The sequence below is a fragment of the Gemmobacter megaterium genome, from assembly GCF_900156815.1.
Lineage (GTDB): Bacteria > Pseudomonadota > Alphaproteobacteria > Rhodobacterales > Rhodobacteraceae > Wagnerdoeblera > Wagnerdoeblera megaterium.
The window spans coordinates 306,345-323,454 of record NZ_FTOT01000003.1; the positions used below are offsets into that span (position 1 = coordinate 306,345).

Consider the following 17,110-nt stretch of genomic DNA (forward strand, 5'->3'; position numbering starts at 1 on the left):
CGGCGCCTTGCCGGGGGCCCCACCCACGCGGAGGCGCCATGCTGCGTTTCGTGCTACGCCGCCTGATCCTGCTGGTGCCGGTGCTGTTCGGCCTGACGGTGATGATGTTCATCATCGCCCGCCTTTTGCCGGGCGATCCTGTGGGTCTAGCCGCCGGACCCAATGCCACGGCCGAGGAAATTGCCGCCTATGCCCGCGATTTCGGTCTGGATCAGCCAGTGACGGTGCAATACTGGCGCTATCTGACCGGATTGCTGCAAGGCGATCTGGGCGTGTCGATCTTTTCCCGCCGCCCGGTGCTGGATGACCTGATCGCCTATCTTCCTGCGACGCTGGAACTGGTGTTCGCCGCCATGGCGCTGGCCGTGGTGATCGGCATTCCCTGCGGGCTGGCCGCTGCCGTGTGGCGCAACCGCTGGCCGGATTATGCCAGCCGCGTCAGCGCGCTTGCCGCCATTTCCATGCCGCGGTTTTTCCTGGGCCTGCTGTTGCAACTGACCTTTGCCATGTGGCTGTTCTGGTTGCCGCTGGGGGGCCGCTTTCCCATCATCCTGGAACCGCCGCCCACCGTGACCGGGTTCCTGACGCTGGACGCCCTGTTTGCCGGCGATTGGCAGGCGTTCGTCACCGCCTGCCGCCATCTGGCGCTGCCTGCCATTGCCATGTGCCTGTCGCCGCTGGCCACGATCATGCGGATGATGCGCGCCTCGACCATCGAGGTGTTGCAGCAGGACTACGTGATGACCGCCCGCGCGCTTGGCCTGTCGCCCCGGCTGATCGTGTTCAAATATGTCGCCAAGAACGCCGTTTCGGCCACGCTGACCGTCATCGGCCTCTATTTCGGCTGGCTGCTGGGCGGCACCGTTCTGGTGGAAACCGTGTTCGACTGGCCGGGGCTGGGCCTCTACGCCACGCAAGCCATCGTCTCGCAGGATTTCATGCCGGTGATCGGCGTCGCGCTGGTGATTGGCCTGTTGTTCATGCTGGTCAATCTGCTGGTCGATGTCCTGTACGGCGTCATCAACCCGAAGGTGCGCTACGCATGACCGAGATGACTGAATCCGCCCGCGCCTATGCCTTTCGCCGGGGCTGGTTCCGGTTTCGCCAGTCCAGCCTGTCGATGCTGGGGGCGGTGTTGGTGCTGGCCATTCTGGTGCTGGCGGTGATCGGGCCGTGGATCGCGCCCTATCCCGAGCATATCGTCGGCGGTGTCGATACCGCCAACCGCTTTCAATCGCCGTCATTGGCGCATCCGTTCGGCACCAACGAGTTGGGTCAGGATGTGTTCAGCCTGGTGCTGGCGGGTACCCGCATTTCCGTGCTGGCGGGCCTGGGGGTGGTGCTGATCGGCACCATCGTCGGCACACTGGCAGGCGCGCTGGCCGGGTTCTTTGGTGGCTGGGCCGACGAGGTGCTGATGCGGTTGGCGGACCTGAAGTTGACCGTTCCGGGGCTGATCCTGGCCATGGCGGTGGCGGCAGCGCTGGGGCCGGGGCTGATGAACATGATCATCGCCATCGCCCTGTCCTGGTGGCCCGGCTATGCAAGGCTGGTGCGCGGCGAGGTCATCGCCCGCAAGGAAGAGGTCTATGTGACCGCCGCCCGCGCCATCGGCGCCAGCCCGTCGCGCGTGCTGTTCCGCCATGTGCTGCCCAACATCGTGTCGCCCATCGTGGTCAAGATGTCGCTGGACATGGGCTTTGCCATTCTGACCGTGGCGTCGCTGGGATTCATCGGCATCGGGGTGCGGCCGCCGACGCCGGAATGGGGTACGCTGTTGTCGGTATCCCGCAGCTACATGCCCGATTTCTGGTGGACGGCGGTGTTCCCCGGTCTGGCGATGTTCGTGGCGATCTTTGGCTTCAACCTTCTGGGCGACGGGCTGCGCGATGTGCTTGACCCGCGGGCACGGCGCTGATGGCACTTCTGGAAATCCGCAACCTGCATCTGGCCATGCGCAGCTTTGACGGCGAGGCGCATGTCCTGAACGGGATCGAACTGGCGGTGGAGCGCCGACAGGTCTGGGGGCTGGTGGGCGAGACCGGCTGCGGCAAGTCGCTGACGGGGCTGTCCTGTTCGCGGTTGGTGCCGACCCCGCCGGGCCGGTATCTGCAAGGCGAAATCCGGTTCGACGGGCAGGATCTGCTGGCCATGCCCGATGCGCAGGTGGCGGCGCTGCGTGGTACCCGGATCGGCATGATCTTTCAGGATCCGACCACCAACCTGAACCCGGCCTTCCGCATCGGAACGCAACTGGTCGATGTGGCGCTGGCCGCCGCGCGCCGCAAGCCCGAGGTGCTGGGCGGCGGCGGGCGACAGGCGGCGGAACGGCTGGCCGTGCAGATGCTGGACAAGGTGGGCATCCCCAACGCCGCCGAGCGGATGGGCGACTATCCGCACCAGTTTTCCGGCGGGATGCGCCAGCGCGTGCTGATCGCCATGGCGCTGATCGGACGGCCGGATCTGTTGATCGCGGACGAGCCGACGACCGCGCTGGATGTCAGCGTGCAGGCCCAGATCCTGCGGCTGATGCGGTCGATGGTGGATGAATTCGACATGGGCGTGGTGATGATCACCCATAACCTTGGCGTGGTGGCGCAAAGCTGCACCCATGTCGCGGTGATGTATGCAGGCAATATCGTCGAAAGCGGCCCGGTGCGCGATGTGCTGATGGCCCCGCGCCACCCCTATACCCGCGCGCTGATGCAGGCCATTCCCACCCGCGATACCCCGCGCGGCGGCTTGCAAGGGCTGGCGGGATCGGTGCCCAACCTGATCACCCCGCCGCCCGGCTGCCGCTTTGCCCCCCGCTGCGCGCTGGCGACCGACACCTGCCGCGCCGCCACGCCCCCCCTGACCGGCGCCAGCCACCGCGTCGCCTGTATCCATGCGGAGACGGTTGATGCTTGAGATCGAGAACGTCACCAAGGTCTATCCCGGTCGCAAGGGGATGTTCGGCAGTTCCGCCCCGGTGACGGCGCTGTCCGATGTGTCGCTGTCGATCCGGCCGGGCGAAAGTTTCGGGCTGGTCGGCGAAAGCGGGTCGGGCAAGACCACGCTCACCCGCTGTATCCTGCGGCTGGAGGAACCCACCTCGGGGCGTATCCGGTTTGACGGGCAGGATTTCGCCACGCTGTCCCCCGCCGCGCTGCGGGCGATGCGGGCGCGGATCCAGATCGTGTTCCAGGATCCGTTCGCCAGCCTGAACCCGCGCATGTCGGTGCATGACATCGTGACCGAGCCTATGGTCATTCACGCGGCGGCCCTTGGTCTTGGGCCACGCCAGCGCACCGAGCGCGCGGCAGAACTGCTGGATCTGGTCGGCCTTGGCCCCCAGCACCTCCACCGCTATCCGCATGAATTCTCGGGCGGGCAGCGCCAGCGGATCTGCGTCGCCCGCGCACTGGCTTGCAAGCCGGACATGGTGCTGCTGGACGAGCCGACCAGCGCGCTGGACGTCTCGGTTCAGGCGCAGGTGCTGAACCTGCTGGGTGATCTGCAAACGCGGCTGGGGCTGACCTATCTGTTCATCAGCCATGATCTGGGCGTGATCCGCTATGTCTGTGACCGCACGGCGCTGATCTATCGCGGCAAGATCGTGGAACAGGGCGATACGCAGGCGGTGTTCGATGCCCCGCAAAGCGACTATGCCCGCACCCTGATCGCCGCCATGCCCGAAGTGGCCTTTGACTGAGGACGCCCCATGACCGTTCTGCCCGCGATTGCCGCCTTTGCCGAGGATCTGACCGCGATCCGCCGCGATTTCCACATGCACCCGGAAATCGGCTTTCAGGAACACCGCACCAGTGCGCGGGTGGCGGAGTTGCTGGCAAGCTGGGGGGTGACGGTGACGCGCGGGATTGGCGGCACCGGGGTGGTCGGTGTGCTGGAGGGTAGTAGGCCCGGCCGCACCATCGGCCTGCGCGCCGATATGGACGCCCTGCCGATGGAGGAGCAGACGAACCTGCCCTATGCCTCGCGCACTCCGGGGGTGTTCCATGGCTGCGGCCATGACGGGCATACGACGATCCTGCTGGGCGCCGCGCGCTATCTGGCGGAAAACCGCGATTTCGCGGGCCGCGCCGTGTTCATCTTTCAGCCGGCAGAGGAAGGTCTGGGCGGTGCCCGCGCCATGCTGGCCGACGGGCTGTTCGACCGCTTTCCCTGCGACGAGTTGTATGGCCTGCACAACTCGCCCTATCACCCGCATTCGCGCGTGACGATCCGCCCCGGCATCGCGCAGGCAGGGGCCGGGTTCTTTGACATCCGCATCACGGGGCGGGGGGCGCATGGCGCCTATCCCCATATGGGGCGCGACCCGATCACCATCGGCGCGGGTCTGGTCAAGGAATTGCAGGAAATCGTCGCCCGCAACACCGACCCGACCCATGCGGCGGTGGTTTCAGTGACCGAATTCCATGCCGGGTCTGCTTACAACGTCATACCGGGCGAAGCTGTGCTGCGCGGCACCTTCCGCTATCTGGACGATGCCGATGGCGCGATGATCGAGGGTAGGATGCGCCGCATCTGCGAGGGGCTGGCCCATGCCCATGAGGTGGAGATTGCGGCAGACATCCGCACCGTCTTTGGCGTGTTGTCGAACGATCCTGCCCGCGTGGCGAACCTGATCGACGTGGCGCAAGGCGTGGTCGGCGATCTTGCCGCCCCGGACGCCGAGCTGACCATGGGATCCGAGGATATGGCCGACCTGCTGAACGTGGTGCCGGGCGCCTTTTTCAACCTTGGCCACAACGGTACGGTGCCGCTGCACAATCCGGGCTATGTCTTTGACGACAGCATCCTGCCGGTGGGGGCCAGCCTGTTCGCGCGGCTGGTCGAGGTGCGGGGCGGCGCCGAGGGTTAAAGCAATCCCAGTTTGCCCGCGCGCTCCAACAGCATACGCACCGACGAAGGCTGCCATTTGGACCGCCCGCGCGGTGTGCGTTCGCGCATGGCCTCCAGCCGGTCGCAAATCTGTTGCAGTGTCATGTCGGGATCGGCGCCTTTCAGTGCGGCGACCAGCGCAGGCAGGCGGTCGTCTCTGGCGGTGCGCGGGGCCGGTGCCAGCAGGGTTTCGGGCAACATGCCTTCGGCAACATAGGCCCCCACGGCGCGGCGCAGGCGCGGCAGGGTCCAGGCGGCGCGTCCGGCAGGTTGGCGCGCATTGATCAGGCGCACCAGATCTTCCCAGGCCATGTCGGGGCGATGCCGCCGGACCAGCGGCACCCAGTCTTCGGCGGTTTCATTCAGCCGGTCTAGATAGGTTTCGCGCCGCGCCTGCACCACCTTGCGCAAGGCGCGTGGATCGCCTGCGCGCAGCCCCGGATTGCCGCCGATGCGGCCCTGCGCCCGCGCGGATTGCAGCCCGGCGCGCGTGCGTTCGCGGATCAGCGCACGCTCGAATTCCGCAGCCGCGCCAAGCACCTGCAAGGTGAATTTACCCTGCGGGCTTGCCGTGTCGATAGGGTCGTTCAGCGACCGGAAATGCGCGCCCTTGGCCTCCAGCCGGTCCAGCACTTCCAGCAGATGCGCCAGCGAGCGGGCCAGCCGGTCGATCCGCACGACAACCAGTATGTCGCCTTTGCCGATCCGTTCCATCAGCCGGGCCAGAACCGGCCGCGCGCGGTTGCCGCCGGATCCTTGTTCGCGGTGGATCTCCACGCAACCTGCCGCCCGCAGCTCGCGCTCTTGCGGGTCGGCGGTCTGGTCTTCGGTCGAGACGCGGGCATAACCGATCAGCGGCATGGGCGGTCCTTGCATGGCGGCGGGCGCTGGCCCTATCCTGACCGCAAGCAAGGGGAGATGCCATGACCGTTCTGATCGCAGGGGCCGGAATTGCCGGGCTGACATTGGGGCTGACGCTGCACCAGATCGGGGTTCCATTCCGAATCCATGAATCGGTGCGCGCGTTGCGCCCGTTGGGCGTGGGGATCAACCTGCAACCTAATGCGGTGCGCGAACTGCTGGATCTGGGGCTGGGCGAGGATCTGGACCGCATTGGCGTGCGGACCCGGCAGTACGGATTCTATTCCAAGACTGGCAGGACGATCTGGGAAGAACCGCGCGGGCTGGCGGCTGGCTATCGCTGGCCGCAATATTCCATCCATCGCGGGCGGTTGCAGATGCTGCTGGCCGAAACGCTGGTGCAGCGCGCCGGGCCAGAGGTTCTGCTGACCGGCACGCGGGCGACAGGGTTTCGCAACATGCCGCAGGGGGCGGCGCTGTTGCTGGACTCGGCCGAGGTCGATGGTTCGCTCGTGATTGCCGCCGATGGAATTCATTCGGCCTTGCGTCGCCAGATGTACCCCGAAGAAGGCCCGCCGATCTGGGCCGGGGCGGTGCTGTGGCGCGGTACGACGCAGGCGCCCCCCTTTCACGGCGGTGCAGCGATGGCGCTGGCGGGGCATGATACCCAGCGCATCGTGGCCTATCCGATCTCCGAGCCGGATCCGGCGTCGGGCCTTGTCACGATGAACTGGATTGCCGAACTGCGCCTCGACCCTGCGCAGGGCTGGAACAAGGAGGACTGGAACCGCAAGGCGAACCTTGACGATTTCGCCCCTGCCTTTGCCGGTTGGCGGTTCGACTGGCTGGATGTGCCTGCGCTGATCGCGGGGGCTGCCGAGGTCTATGAATATCCGATGGTCGACCGCGATCCGCTGCCGCGCTGGACGGATGGCCGCGTGACCCTGATGGGCGATGCGGCCCATCGGACCTATCCGGTGGGGTCGAACGGGGCCAGTCAGGCGATTGTCGATGCGCGGGTGATCGGTGCGGCCATTCTAGCCCACGGGCCGACCTCGCAGGCGCTGGAAGCCTACGAGGCCGAGGTGCGGCCACGCACCACGGCGGTGGGGCTGGCCAACCGCGGCAGTGGCCCGGATGCCGTGATGCAGATGGTCGAGGACCGCTGCGGAGGGGTGTTTCGCCATATCGACGAGGTGATCCCCCATGCCGAACTGGCGGCTCATGCCGAGCATTACAAGCGTCTGGCCGGGTTCAGCGTGCAGACGCTGAACGACCGACCGCCGACCATTGCCATGGGCTGAGGTTCCGCGCCCGGCTCAGGCGATCAGGAACAGGGTGATGGCCGGGAACAGCGCCAGCAGCACCACGCGCAACAGATCAGAGGCAACGAAATATGTAACGGCATGGTATGTTGCGGTCATGGGTGTGCTGCGATCCATTGCGTTGATGATGAACAGGTTCATCCCGACGGGCGGGGTGATCAGCCCGACCTCGACCACGATCAGCACAAGAATGCCGAACCAGATGGCCATGTGATCGGTGCTCATGCCCCAGTCGAGACTGGTCATCACCGGAAAAAAGATCGGGATGGTCAGCAGGATCATCGACAGGCTGTCCATCACGCAGCCCAGCACCAGATAGACCAGCAGAATGGCGAACAGCACGGTCATGGGCGCCCATCCCTGCGCGACGACCCAACCGGAAATCGCCTGCGGCACCTGACTGAGCGCAAGAAACGCGTTGAAGAACGCGGCCCCCAGCACGATGAAAAAGATCATCGCGGTCCCGCCAGCCGTGGCCAGAACCGCCTGTTTCAGACGCTCCAGCGAAAGCTGCCCCGAGCTCCAGGCCACCAGGCCCGTGCCAAGCGCGCCGACCGATGCGCCTTCGGTCGGGGTGAAAATGCCGCTGTAGATGCCGCCGACCACTGCAATGAAGATCAGCATGACCGGCCAGACGGCGGCCAGCGCCCGGAACCTTTCGGCCAGCGGCAGGCGTGGCTGCGCGCCGCCGGAGTTGGGATAAATCCGCACGAACAGCGCGATCACCAGCATATAGCCAAGCGCGGCCAGCAGGCCGGGCACAAAGGCGGCCAGAAACAGCTTGGCAATGTTCTGCTCGGTCAGCGTCGCATAGATCACCAGCACCACCGATGGCGGAATGAGGATGCCCAGCGTGCCGCCCGCCGCCAGCGCGGCGGTGGACAATCCGCCTGCATATCCCGCGCGCTTCAGTTCGGGCAGCGCGACCTGCCCCATGGTCGCGGCGGTGGCCAGAGACGATCCGCAGATCGCGCCGAACCCTGCGCAGGCCCCGACGGCAGCCATGGCCGTGCCGCCCTTGAGATGCCCCAGCCATGCCTCTGCCGCCTTGAACAGCGACCGGCTCATGCCGCCGATCCCTGCCAGATGGCCCATCAGCAGAAAGATCGGGATGATCGACAGCGAATAGCTGGAAAAGGTGGTGAAGGTCTCGGTCTTGAGTTTCGCCAGCACGATGTTGGGGCTGCCCGTTACCAGCCACATGCCGCCCAGGCCACAGACGAACATCGCCAGCCCGATCGGCGCCCGCAGGAAGATCATGCCCAGCAGGACGGGAAAGGACCACAGGCCGATTTCGATATTGCTCAATGCTGGATCTCCGCCTTGACGGGCCGGGTGTCGTGCCCGGTGGCGACGGCCCGGATGCGGTCAAAGGCCGACCAGAACGAGACCAGCACCATAACCCCCGCAGGGACCAGACAGGCCGCATAGGCCCACCAGATCGGGAATTGCAGCAAGAGCGTGGTTTCCCCGTACCGCAGCTTGTCGCTCATCCCGTGATACAGCCGCCAGGCGATCAGGGCCACCGCAAGTGCCATCACCACATCCCACAGTGCCAGCAGCCACCTGTTCTCGCGCAGGGGCAGGCCATTGGTGAAGATGTCCACCGTTGCGTGGCCTCCGCTTGCCGAACACCACGGCAGAAATGCGAAAATGGCAAAGGCGATTCCCGCCTCGAGCAGTTCGAAGTCGCCGGGGACCGGCCCGAGGCCAAGGCCGGACATGGCGCGGCCGCTGATCGAGACGCAGACCATGACGATCAGCCCCGTCAGGACAAGACCTCCGGCCATGGCGGTCAGGCGCGCAAGTGCGGTGATGAATCGGTCCATGAACGGCCCCGGCTGTGGGCCTGCCGGGCTTTCCGGCAGGCCGCCTTGGTCACTTGGTGTATTTGGCGATCAGGTCGCGCGCCTCGTTCACCAGGGCTTGTCCGTCGAAGCCCGCCTTGGCGCTGTCGGCGATCCAGGCGTCGATGGTGCCTTGGGCGCCGGCTTTCCAGGGCTCGATCTGGGCAGGGGTCAGTTCGATGATCGTGTTCCCAAGCCCGATGGCGATTTCGCGGGCTGGCGCGTCGGCATCCTGGCTGACCTTGCCCGCATTCGCCGAGAAATCCGCGCCCGAATTGGCGTCGATCACCGCTTTCAGGTCATCGGGCATCCGGTTGTAGACATCCTTGTTCATCGCCAGCACGAAGGACGAGGTATAAAGCGGGGCCGAGGGGAATTCGGTGTGGTTCTTGACCAGTTCTGACGATTTGAGCGAGGCAGTCACCTCCCACGGAATGATCGTCGCGTCGATCACGCCCTTGGACAGCGATTCCGTCACCGCCGGCACCGGCATCCCGACGGCAGTTGCACCCAGGGCGGACACCATCATGTTCGTCACCCGAGTGGGTGCGCGCAGCTTTACGCCTTTCAGGTCGTCGGGGCTGGTGATCGGCGTCTTGGAGTGGATCAGGCCGGGGCCGTGGTTCCACAGGCCGATCACCTTCACATCCTTGAATTCGGTGTCCAGCATGTATTTCTCGCCCAGTTCCCAGAAGGCGCGGGACGAGGCTTCGGCATTGGTGATCATGAACGGAAGTTCCATCACCTCGGTACGCGGGAAGCGGCCGGGGGTGTAGCCGGGCAGTGTCCAGACGACATCGGCCACGCCGTCGATCACCTGATCGATCAGGCCGCCGGGCGGGCCGCCCAGTTGCATGGCCGGGTAATGTTCGAACTTGATGCGGCCGCCCGATTCCTGTTCGACCTTGGCCATCCATGGCACCAGAACCCCGGCTGGAACCGGAGCCTGCGCAGGCAGGAACTGGTGCAGTTTCAGCACGAAATCCTGGGCATTGGCGGTGCTTCCGAACCCGAATGCGGCAAAAAGGGCCGCTGCGGCGACAAGGCTGCGACGTGTGGGTGTGATGGTCATGTCTTGTCCTCCCCTAAAGACAGTCCCCGTTCCATCGGGGTATCGCGCGCAGCGTAAGCCGCGCGACTGCAAGGTCAATCAAAGATTGCGATGTACCGAAAAATCGCTCAGGCACCAACGGACTGCGGCACCAGCCAGGGGCCGCCGACCTGCGGCACGGTGTTCACCCGCAGAGCACAGCCATAGGCTCGCGACAGATGGATGTCGGTCAGCACCTGCGCAGGTGTGCCATGCGCCAGAAGCCGCCCGTCCTGCATCAGCGCAACGCGGTCGGCGAACATCGAGGACAGGTTCAGATCGTGCATCACCGCCACCACGCCGCCGCCCTGATCGGCATAGCGGCGGGCCAGGCGCATCACCGTCAGTTGCTGCCCGATATCCAGCGCCGCGACGGGTTCGTCCAGAAACAGCCAGCGCGGGCCCTGCGGTGTCACCGGCTCCCATACCTGCGACAGGACGCGGGCCAGATGGACACGGGCCTGTTCCCCGCCCGACAGTTCCTGCACCACGCGCCCGGCATGGCCGTGCAGGCCGACCTCGGCCAGCGCGGCCATGGCGCGGGCATCGCCGCCGCCGTTGGTCAGGCCCAGGCGCACCACCTCCAGCACCGTGAAGGGAAAGCTCAGAGATGTGGCCTGGGCCAGGACCCCGCGCAGGTGCGCCAGCGTGGCGGCCCCGGCGCGGGCAATCTCTACCCCGTTCAGCCGGGCCGAGCCGCCATAGCGCAGATCTCCGGTCAGGGCGCGTAGCAATGTGGTCTTGCCGGAACCGTTGGGGCCGACAATCGCCGTGAGAGTGCCGGGCGCGCAGTCGAGCGTGATCCCGTGCAGGACCGGGCGGCGGGCAAGTTCTGCTGTCAGGTCGCGGGCGGCCAGCATCACAGCCCCCCCAGTCCGCGGCGTTGCAGCAGGATCCACAGGAATACCGGCGCCCCGATGGCGGCCGTCACGATGCCGATCGGCAGTTCCGCGGGCGCGACCAGCGTGCGCGCGACCATATCGGCGAGCACCAGCAGCGTGCCCCCCAGCAGCGCGGCATTGGGCAGCAGCCAGCGGTGGTCCGGCCCCGTTGCCAGACGCAGCAGATGCGGCACCACGATGCCGACAAACCCGATCCCCCCGGCGATGGCAACCGAGGCCCCGGCCGCTGCGGCCACGCCCAGAATGGCCACCCGCTTGACGCGCTGCACCTCGATCCCGATATGGCCTGCCTGCGCCTCGCCAAGCGCCAGCGCGTTCAGGGCGCGCGCCAGTAGTGGCGCAAACACCAGCACGGGCAGGATCAGCGGCAGGCCCAGCCCGATCTTGGCCCAGCTTGCCCCGGCGATGGACCCCATGCCCCAGAAGGTCAGGTTGCGCAGTTGGGTATCGTCAGCCAGATAGACCAGAATGCCGGTCAGCGCCCCGGCGAGTGCCCCCAGCGCGATCCCTGCCAGCAACAGGGTGGCGACCTGGGTCTGCCCGCCTTGGGTGGCGATGCGGTACAGCAGGAGCGTTGCCGCCCAGCCGCCGAGAAAGGCGGCAAACGGCACCAGATGAACGCCCACCACCGCCGCCAGCCCTGCGGGCAGCACGCCGCCCAGAACAATGGCCGTGACCGCGCCCAGCCCGGCCCCTGCACCCACCCCGACGATGCCGGGATCGGCCAGCGGGTTGCGGAACAGCCCTTGCATCAGGGCGCCCGACACGGCCAGTGCGGCACCCACCAACATCCCCATCGCCAGTCGGGGCAGGCGGATGTTCATCAGGATGACCTGATCGCGGTGGCTCAAACCCTCGCCCGACATCAGATCACGCGCGACCTGGAACAGCGGCACACCTGCCGCCCCTGTGCCCAGTGACATCAGGCCCACCGCCAGGGCCATCAGCAGCAGCAGTCGAAACGTCAGCGCGGCGCGCTGGGTGCGATCTCCGGCTGGCCCATGGGCTGGCATGGCAACCATGGATCAGTTCCCGTAGAGCGATTGATGCAGCTCTGCTGCCGCCTCGGGTGTGCGGGGGCCAAAGCCCAGCAGCTTCATGCCATCCATGCGGATCATGGCGCCCGCCTGGGCGGCAGGGGTCTGGCCAAGCGCAGGATGGGCCAGCACATCGGCATTGGCCACCGCCAGATCGCCTTCGCGGTTCATCATCAGGATGACATCCGGCGCGGCGGCGATCACCGCCTCGTCCGTCATCTGCTTGTAACCCTTGAACCCCGTCGCGGCATTTTCGGCCCCGGCAAGGTGGATGATGCCTTCGGCCGACGATCCTTCGCCGCCCGCCATGACCCGGCCCGATTGCAGCGCCAGCACGAACAGCACCCGCTTGCGCGGTGCAGGCGCGGCCTCGGCACGGGCCTTGGCCATGGCCAGGCCGCTGGCCACAGCGTCGCGCAATGCGGCGCCCTCGGCAGGCAGATCCAGTGCCTTGGCCACGGCGTCGATCTTGTCCAGTATCCCGTCGGGCGAGGGATCGCCCGGCATCTCGACAAAGGGGACACCTGCGGCGCGCAGCACCTCGACCGCCTCGCGCGGGCCTGCCCCGGCTTCGGAAATGATCAGCTCGGGGCCAAGCGCCAGCACACCTTCGGCCGACAAGGCGCGGATATACCCCACATCGGGCAGGTCCAGCACGGCGGGCGGATAGGTGGATGTGGTATCCCGTCCGATCAACCGCGCGGTCGCGCCAAGGGCGGCGGCGATTTCCGTCACCGACCCGCCAATGGAAACGATGCGCTGCGCCGGTTCCGCCAGCGCCATGGGGGGCAGCAGCGCGACGAATGCGAGTGTTCTGAACATCATGCCGAAACCTCTTCCAGCGCAGGCAGCGCCGCCACCAGCCTGTCCCACGCGTCGCCGGATGTGTCCTTGCGGTGGCCGAATATCTGCAGGATCAGCCCGCCCTGTGCGTCGAATGCCTCGACGCTGATGGCATCGCCGGTGCGGGTGGGTTTCGTCACGGCCCAGACCTCGGCAATGTGGTCCGTGCGCAGATGCATGTCGAACCGCGGGTCGAGAACGTTGATCCAGGGCCCCATCGGCACGATCCGGTCCACCGGCCCGGCATGGATCTGGATGCAGCCCATGTTGCCGACAAAGACCATCACCGGAACCTTGTCGTCCGATGCCGCGAACAGCAGGCGCGTCACGGCATCGGAGACCAGCGCGCGGGCCTTGGGCGCGCCGACCACGCGATAGGCCCCAAGACGGTTCATCTTCAGCTTGCGCACCATGCGAAGGAACTGATGCGTGTCGGTCATCTGATCCCATTCGGTGCGCAGCGCCTCGGCCTTGGCCGGGTCGGCTTTTGCGGGCTCCACCGGGGCGCGCGGGACCAGCGTCAGGGTGTCGGATTGTTCCGACCGCCGCAGCGCCGCGACCAGTGCGTCAAAGGCGGGCACATGCGATTCCGCCCGCAGGTGGATCTTGTGGATGGCATCGCCTGCCGCATCGAAGATCTGGATGCTGCGCTTTACCGTCCCGTCGGCATCGGCCTGGGCAAGGGCGAAGCCATGCACCCAGTGGGCGGGAAAGATGCGCAGGTCGATCTCTGGCCCCAGAACCATCTGCGCATGGGGGCCGCCGTGAAACTCGGTGTAGGTGCCCACCCGCTCGTGCACGCAGCTTTCATTGCGCGTCAGGGCCAGCACATCGCCCAGGTCCCTGACCAGAGGGATCAGGCGTTCGGGATCGGGGTCGATCACGATCACCTGCGCCCCGACATGGGCCGCCACCAGCTCTGCCTCGGTGATGCCGTTGAGGGCGGCGAAGTCGCGGGCGCGCGACTTTGGATGTTCGGCACGCAATGCGCGTATCGCTGCCGCAGAGGGGCGCTCAGCCATGATCTGGTCCTTTGCCGTTCGGTATCCGCAAGGAACTGGCTGGCCCGAAGGCGTGGCTGACGCGGCATCAGGGCTATCAACCGATATACCTGATTGTATCAGTCGGGTTAGTTACGGGGATTCCCCTGCCGGATCAAGTCACAATTCTCGGGGCATTGTGCCTGCCGTTTCCTTTGCCAGCGCAGGTCGGAGGGTGCTAGGCAAGGGCAGATGAGCCGGAGACCTGCCTTGCCCCACGCCCTTGACCGTCCCGCGCGGCCCCGCCGCCGTCATGTCAGCCATGGCGGCCCGGACCGCGCGCATACCATCGAGGATCTGCGCATGATGGCGCTGCGGCGGCTGCCGCGCTTTTCCGCCGAATATCTGGAAGGCGGGGCCGAAGACGAACGCGCCTTGACCGGGAACCGTGCGGCGTTTGATGATTTTCGCCTTGCGCCCAGAGTGTTGCGCGACATTTCTACTGTAGATCTTTCGACCACGCTGTTCGGGCGACCGATGGCGCTGCCCTTCGGGATCGGGCCGACGGGGTTCAATGGCCTGCTCTGGCCCGATGGCGACCGGGCGCTGGCCCAGGCTGCGGCAGAGGCAGGCGTCCCCTTCGGGCAAAGCACGGTGTCGAATGTGCCCATCGCCTCGATTGCGGCGGTTCCAGGCCTGCGGCATTGGTTCCAGCTCTATTGCTATGGCCCGGATGAGGTCTGGCAGTCGCTGGTCGATACCGCCCGAGACCAGGGCTGCGAGGCGCTGATCGTCACGGTGGATACGCCGGTGATTGGCAACCGGGAATGGGACCGGCGCAATTATGCCGCACCGGGGCGGATTTCCTGGTCGTCCAAGGTCGATACGCTGTGTCATCCCGGTTGGCTGTGGCGCACGATCCTGCGTCCCGGAATGCCGCGCTTTCCCAATCTGGAGCCCTTTGCCCCCCAAGGTCAGCAGGATCTGTTCGGCGTTGCCAGTTGGTCTGCGGCCAATATGCGGCTGGAGATGGACTGGGCCATGCTGGCCCGTATCCGCGCCCGCTGGCCCGGAAAACTGTTGATCAAGGGTGTGCAGCATCTGGACGACCTGCGTCTCGCTGTCGAATCCGGTGCGGATGGGGTCGTGCTGTCGAACCACGGCGGGCGGCAGGTGGATCGGGCCATTGCGCCACTGCATCTGATCGCGCCGGCACGGGCGGCGGTCGGGCCGGAGTATCCGCTGCTGGTCGATTCCGGGTTCCGGCGTGGGGCCGATGTGGTGATGGCCTTGGCGCTTGGCGCCAATGCGGTGCTGCTTGGGCGGGCCACGGCCTATGGTCTGGCCGCAGGTGGTCAGGCGGGCGCTGCGCGCGCGCTGGCGATCCTGACTGAGGAAACCCGCCGGACCCTGCAACTTCTAGGGGTCACACGTCTGGCAGATCTGTCGCCCGCGATATTTGCCTAGGGCTGGACAGCAGGCCAGCGCCGGTCGCTTGGCCCCTGTTCCGCCGCGCGCCGACGTGCGGTGGTCAGGATTTGCAACCCGACTTGCCCGATTGCCCATACATGGATCGGCCACGCCTCGGCCGGGCTCCTTTTCCCGGTCTGGCAGAGCCGCTTCGATGTGACTGGCCAATGGCACTGCGCCCCGCCCGGAGGATGCCGCAGCGCAGCGGTTTTGGCTTGCCAAATATGCATTTTTGCGCGTAACAGGCGGGAAACGCATGGACCCGGTGCAAGCCCGGGTGGCTCTTCTGGCCGCTGATCCGCCAGACAACCTGAACTGACCTACAGATCAAATCTCGACGCGCGGCCTGTTTGGCGCGGGTCGATCAGGAATGAATATACATGATTTCACTCGACGCATATCGCGCCCAATGGTTCGGCAACATCCGAGGAGACCTGTTGGCAGGTCTTGTCGTGGCCCTTGCGCTTATCCCCGAGGCCATTGCCTTTTCGATCATCGCCGGGGTGGATCCGAAGGTGGGGCTGTATGCCAGCTTTTCCATCGCGGTGCTGATCGCATTCACCGGCGGGCGCCCTGGCATGATTTCGGCGGCCACCGCCGCGACGGCGGTGCTGATGGTCACGTTGGTCAAGGATCACGGGCTGCAATACCTGCTTGCCGCGACCGTGCTGGCCGGGCTGATCCAGATCGGGGCAGGGCTGCTGCGGCTGGGTTTCGTTATGCGCTATGTGTCGAAATCGGTCATGACCGGCTTTGTCAACGCGCTGGCCATTCTGATCTTCATCGCGCAACTGCCCGAACTCGACCCGACCAGGGTCACATGGCTGACCTATGTTCTGGTCGCGGCGGGGCTGGGGATCATCTATCTGTTTCCTCTGCTGACCAAGGCAATCCCGTCGCCGCTGGTCACGATCATTGTTCTAACCGCGCTGGCGATGTTTTTCGACTGGGATGTGCGCACGGTGGGTGACATGGGCGCGCTGCCCGATACGCTGCCGGTGTTTCTGATTCCGCAAATCCCGCTGACACTCGAAACGCTGCTGATCATCCTGCCCTATGCGCTGGCAATTGCCGTCGTGGGACTGCTGGAAAGCCTGATGACGCAGACCCTGGTCGATGAACTGACCGACACGAAATCCGACCGCAATCAGGAATGTATCGGTCAGGGCATCGCCAACACCGCCACCGGCTTTATCGGTGGCATGGCGGGGTGTGCGATGATCGGGCAAAGCATGATCAACGTGAAATCCGGCGGGCGGGGGCGGCTGTCGGCGTTTACCGCCGGTGTGGTGCTGTTGGTCATGGTGGTGTTTCTGGGCGAATGGGTGGCGCAGATCCCGATGCCCGCGCTGGTCGCCATCATGATCATGGTGTCGATTGGCACCTTTTCCTGGTCGTCGATCCGAAACCTGCGCCTGCATCCGCGCTCGTCGTCCATCGTGATGATCGCAACGGTTGTCACCGTGGTTTACACCCATAACCTTGCCATCGGTGTGCTGGTGGGCGTTCTGCTGTCGGGCATCTTCTTTGCCGGCAAAATCTCGCAGTTGTTCAATGTCTCGACCAGCATTTCGAAGGATGGCCGCGAACGCACCTATATCGTCGAAGGGCAGATGTTCTATGGTTCGGTCGAGGATTTCATGAATGCGTTCGACTTCAAGGAGGCGCTGGACAAGGTGGTCATCGACGTCAGCCGCGCGCATATCTGGGATATTTCCAGTGTGCAGGCACTGGACATGGCAGTGCTGAAATTCCGCCGCGACGGGGCCGAGGTCGAGATCGTCGGGATGAATGAGGCCACCGAAACCATCGTCGACAAGCTTGCCATCCATGACAAGCCGGGCGCGATGGACAAGTTGATGGCGCATTGA

General features: G+C 65.7%; 16 protein-coding genes and 1 other annotated feature. Of the genes, 8 read left to right on the forward strand and 8 right to left on the reverse strand.

The genetic code is table 11. The features are described 5' to 3' along the window. The first annotated feature begins 38 nt into the window (after window positions 1–38). Genes BW970_RS10065 through BW970_RS10085 form a run of 5 tightly spaced genes read left to right on the forward strand, consistent with a single transcriptional unit; the run spans window position 39 to window position 4,864 of the window. Window positions 39–1,046 carry an ABC transporter permease gene (locus BW970_RS10065; protein WP_076530765.1) on the forward strand — a complete coding sequence of 336 codons (1,008 nt, stop codon included), beginning with the start codon at window positions 39–41 and terminating at the stop codon, window positions 1,044–1,046. After that, window positions 1,043–1,918 (forward strand): ABC transporter permease, encoded by an 876-nt coding sequence (locus BW970_RS10070; protein ID WP_076530767.1) that lies wholly within the window; start codon window positions 1,043–1,045, stop codon window positions 1,916–1,918. The genes BW970_RS10065 and BW970_RS10070 overlap by 4 nt, the downstream gene beginning before the upstream one ends. Next, window positions 1,918–2,910 (forward strand): ABC transporter ATP-binding protein, encoded by a 993-nt coding sequence (locus BW970_RS10075; protein ID WP_076530769.1) that lies wholly within the window; start codon window positions 1,918–1,920, stop codon window positions 2,908–2,910. Before BW970_RS10070 ends, BW970_RS10075 begins: the two co-directional genes overlap by 1 nt. Continuing rightward, on the forward strand, window positions 2,903–3,694 hold the full coding sequence (locus tag BW970_RS10080) for an ATP-binding cassette domain-containing protein (protein WP_076530771.1): 792 nt from the start codon (window positions 2,903–2,905) through the stop codon (window positions 3,692–3,694). The genes BW970_RS10075 and BW970_RS10080 overlap by 8 nt, the downstream gene beginning before the upstream one ends. 9 nt (window positions 3,695–3,703) lie before the next feature. Next, window positions 3,704–4,864: an amidohydrolase gene (locus BW970_RS10085; RefSeq protein ID WP_076530773.1), complete on the forward strand. Its 1,161-nt coding sequence runs from the start codon at window positions 3,704–3,706 to the stop codon at window positions 4,862–4,864. Here the strand turns inward: BW970_RS10085 and BW970_RS10090 are convergent. Beyond that, the gene (locus BW970_RS10090) at window positions 4,861–5,745 is read right to left on the reverse strand and encodes a recombinase family protein (RefSeq protein WP_076530775.1); all 885 of its coding nucleotides are present in this window, start codon (window positions 5,743–5,745) and stop codon (window positions 4,861–4,863) included. The genes BW970_RS10085 and BW970_RS10090 overlap by 4 nt on opposite strands. 62 nt (window positions 5,746–5,807) lie before the next feature. On the opposite strand from BW970_RS10090, the gene BW970_RS10095 reads away from it, so the two are divergent. After that, window positions 5,808–7,049 carry a flavin-dependent oxidoreductase gene (locus tag BW970_RS10095; protein WP_076530777.1) on the forward strand — a complete coding sequence of 414 codons (1,242 nt, stop codon included), beginning with the start codon at window positions 5,808–5,810 and terminating at the stop codon, window positions 7,047–7,049. Window positions 7,050–7,064: 15 nt separating this feature from the next. Here BW970_RS10095 and BW970_RS10100 read toward each other — a convergent pair whose 3' ends face one another. The 7 genes from BW970_RS10100 to BW970_RS10130 all read right to left on the reverse strand — a co-directional run bounded on the left by BW970_RS10100 (window position 7,065) and on the right by BW970_RS10130 (window position 13,811). Then, the gene (locus BW970_RS10100; protein ID WP_076530779.1) at window positions 7,065–8,378 is read right to left on the reverse strand and encodes a TRAP transporter large permease; all 1,314 of its coding nucleotides are present in this window, start codon (window positions 8,376–8,378) and stop codon (window positions 7,065–7,067) included. Then, window positions 8,375–8,899 carry a TRAP transporter small permease gene (locus tag BW970_RS10105; RefSeq protein ID WP_076530781.1) on the reverse strand — a complete coding sequence of 175 codons (525 nt, stop codon included), beginning with the start codon at window positions 8,897–8,899 and terminating at the stop codon, window positions 8,375–8,377. The genes BW970_RS10100 and BW970_RS10105 overlap by 4 nt, the downstream gene beginning before the upstream one ends. Before the next feature lie 49 nt (window positions 8,900–8,948). Beyond that, the gene (locus tag BW970_RS10110) at window positions 8,949–9,989 is read right to left on the reverse strand and encodes a TRAP transporter substrate-binding protein (RefSeq protein WP_076530784.1); all 1,041 of its coding nucleotides are present in this window, start codon (window positions 9,987–9,989) and stop codon (window positions 8,949–8,951) included. A gap of 107 nt (window positions 9,990–10,096) precedes the next feature. Next, window positions 10,097–10,867 carry a heme ABC transporter ATP-binding protein gene (locus BW970_RS10115; protein WP_076530786.1) on the reverse strand — a complete coding sequence of 257 codons (771 nt, stop codon included), beginning with the start codon at window positions 10,865–10,867 and terminating at the stop codon, window positions 10,097–10,099. Further along, a complete protein-coding gene (locus BW970_RS10120; RefSeq protein ID WP_076530788.1) occupies window positions 10,867–11,931 on the reverse strand; it encodes a FecCD family ABC transporter permease in 1,065 nt (354 codons plus the stop codon). The genes BW970_RS10115 and BW970_RS10120 overlap by 1 nt, the downstream gene beginning before the upstream one ends. A gap of 3 nt (window positions 11,932–11,934) precedes the next feature. Beyond that, window positions 11,935–12,768: a heme/hemin ABC transporter substrate-binding protein gene (locus BW970_RS10125; protein ID WP_083701221.1), complete on the reverse strand. Its 834-nt coding sequence runs from the start codon at window positions 12,766–12,768 to the stop codon at window positions 11,935–11,937. Continuing rightward, window positions 12,768–13,811 carry a hemin-degrading factor gene (locus tag BW970_RS10130; RefSeq protein ID WP_076530793.1) on the reverse strand — a complete coding sequence of 348 codons (1,044 nt, stop codon included), beginning with the start codon at window positions 13,809–13,811 and terminating at the stop codon, window positions 12,768–12,770. Before BW970_RS10130 ends, BW970_RS10125 begins: the two co-directional genes overlap by 1 nt. A 210-nt stretch (window positions 13,812–14,021) precedes the next feature. Between BW970_RS10130 and BW970_RS10135 the strand changes: the two genes are divergently transcribed. Next, complete coding sequence (locus BW970_RS10135) at window positions 14,022–15,236, forward strand: alpha-hydroxy acid oxidase (RefSeq protein ID WP_076530795.1); 1,215 nt, start codon at window positions 14,022–14,024, stop codon at window positions 15,234–15,236. 258 nt (window positions 15,237–15,494) lie between these two features. Then, window positions 15,495–15,550 (forward strand) — a sequence feature (sul1 is cis-regulatory element that is thought to sense ions involved in sulfur or methionine metabolism; They are found in Alphaproteobacteria). Window positions 15,551–15,619: 69 nt separating this feature from the next. Beyond that, window positions 15,620–17,110, forward strand: a complete 1,491-nt coding sequence (locus BW970_RS10140) for a SulP family inorganic anion transporter (protein WP_076530798.1) — start codon at window positions 15,620–15,622, stop codon at window positions 17,108–17,110.

Excerpts from the sequence above, each read along its gene's own strand:
- BW970_RS10065 (WP_076530765.1), top strand. The coding sequence starts at position 39 with ATGCTGCGTTTCGTGCTACGCCGCCTGATCCTGCTGGTGCCGGTGCTG.
- BW970_RS10070 (WP_076530767.1), top strand. The coding sequence starts at position 1,043 with ATGACCGAGATGACTGAATCCGCCCGCGCCTATGCCTTTCGCCGGGGC.
- BW970_RS10075 (WP_076530769.1), top strand. The coding sequence starts at position 1,918 with ATGGCACTTCTGGAAATCCGCAACCTGCATCTGGCCATGCGCAGCTTT.
- BW970_RS10080 (WP_076530771.1), top strand. The coding sequence starts at position 2,903 with ATGCTTGAGATCGAGAACGTCACCAAGGTCTATCCCGGTCGCAAGGGG.
- BW970_RS10085 (WP_076530773.1), top strand. The coding sequence starts at position 3,704 with ATGACCGTTCTGCCCGCGATTGCCGCCTTTGCCGAGGATCTGACCGCG.
- BW970_RS10090 (WP_076530775.1), bottom strand. The coding sequence starts at position 5,745 with ATGCCGCTGATCGGTTATGCCCGCGTCTCGACCGAAGACCAGACCGCC.
- BW970_RS10095 (WP_076530777.1), top strand. The coding sequence starts at position 5,808 with ATGACCGTTCTGATCGCAGGGGCCGGAATTGCCGGGCTGACATTGGGG.
- BW970_RS10105 (WP_076530781.1), bottom strand. The coding sequence starts at position 8,899 with ATGGACCGATTCATCACCGCACTTGCGCGCCTGACCGCCATGGCCGGA.
- BW970_RS10110 (WP_076530784.1), bottom strand. The coding sequence starts at position 9,989 with ATGACCATCACACCCACACGTCGCAGCCTTGTCGCCGCAGCGGCCCTT.
- BW970_RS10115 (WP_076530786.1), bottom strand. The coding sequence starts at position 10,867 with ATGCTGGCCGCCCGCGACCTGACAGCAGAACTTGCCCGCCGCCCGGTC.
- BW970_RS10120 (WP_076530788.1), bottom strand. The coding sequence starts at position 11,931 with ATGGTTGCCATGCCAGCCCATGGGCCAGCCGGAGATCGCACCCAGCGC.
- BW970_RS10125 (WP_083701221.1), bottom strand. The coding sequence starts at position 12,768 with ATGTTCAGAACACTCGCATTCGTCGCGCTGCTGCCCCCCATGGCGCTG.
- BW970_RS10130 (WP_076530793.1), bottom strand. The coding sequence starts at position 13,811 with ATGGCTGAGCGCCCCTCTGCGGCAGCGATACGCGCATTGCGTGCCGAA.
- BW970_RS10135 (WP_076530795.1), top strand. The coding sequence starts at position 14,022 with ATGAGCCGGAGACCTGCCTTGCCCCACGCCCTTGACCGTCCCGCGCGG.
- BW970_RS10140 (WP_076530798.1), top strand. The coding sequence starts at position 15,620 with ATGATTTCACTCGACGCATATCGCGCCCAATGGTTCGGCAACATCCGA.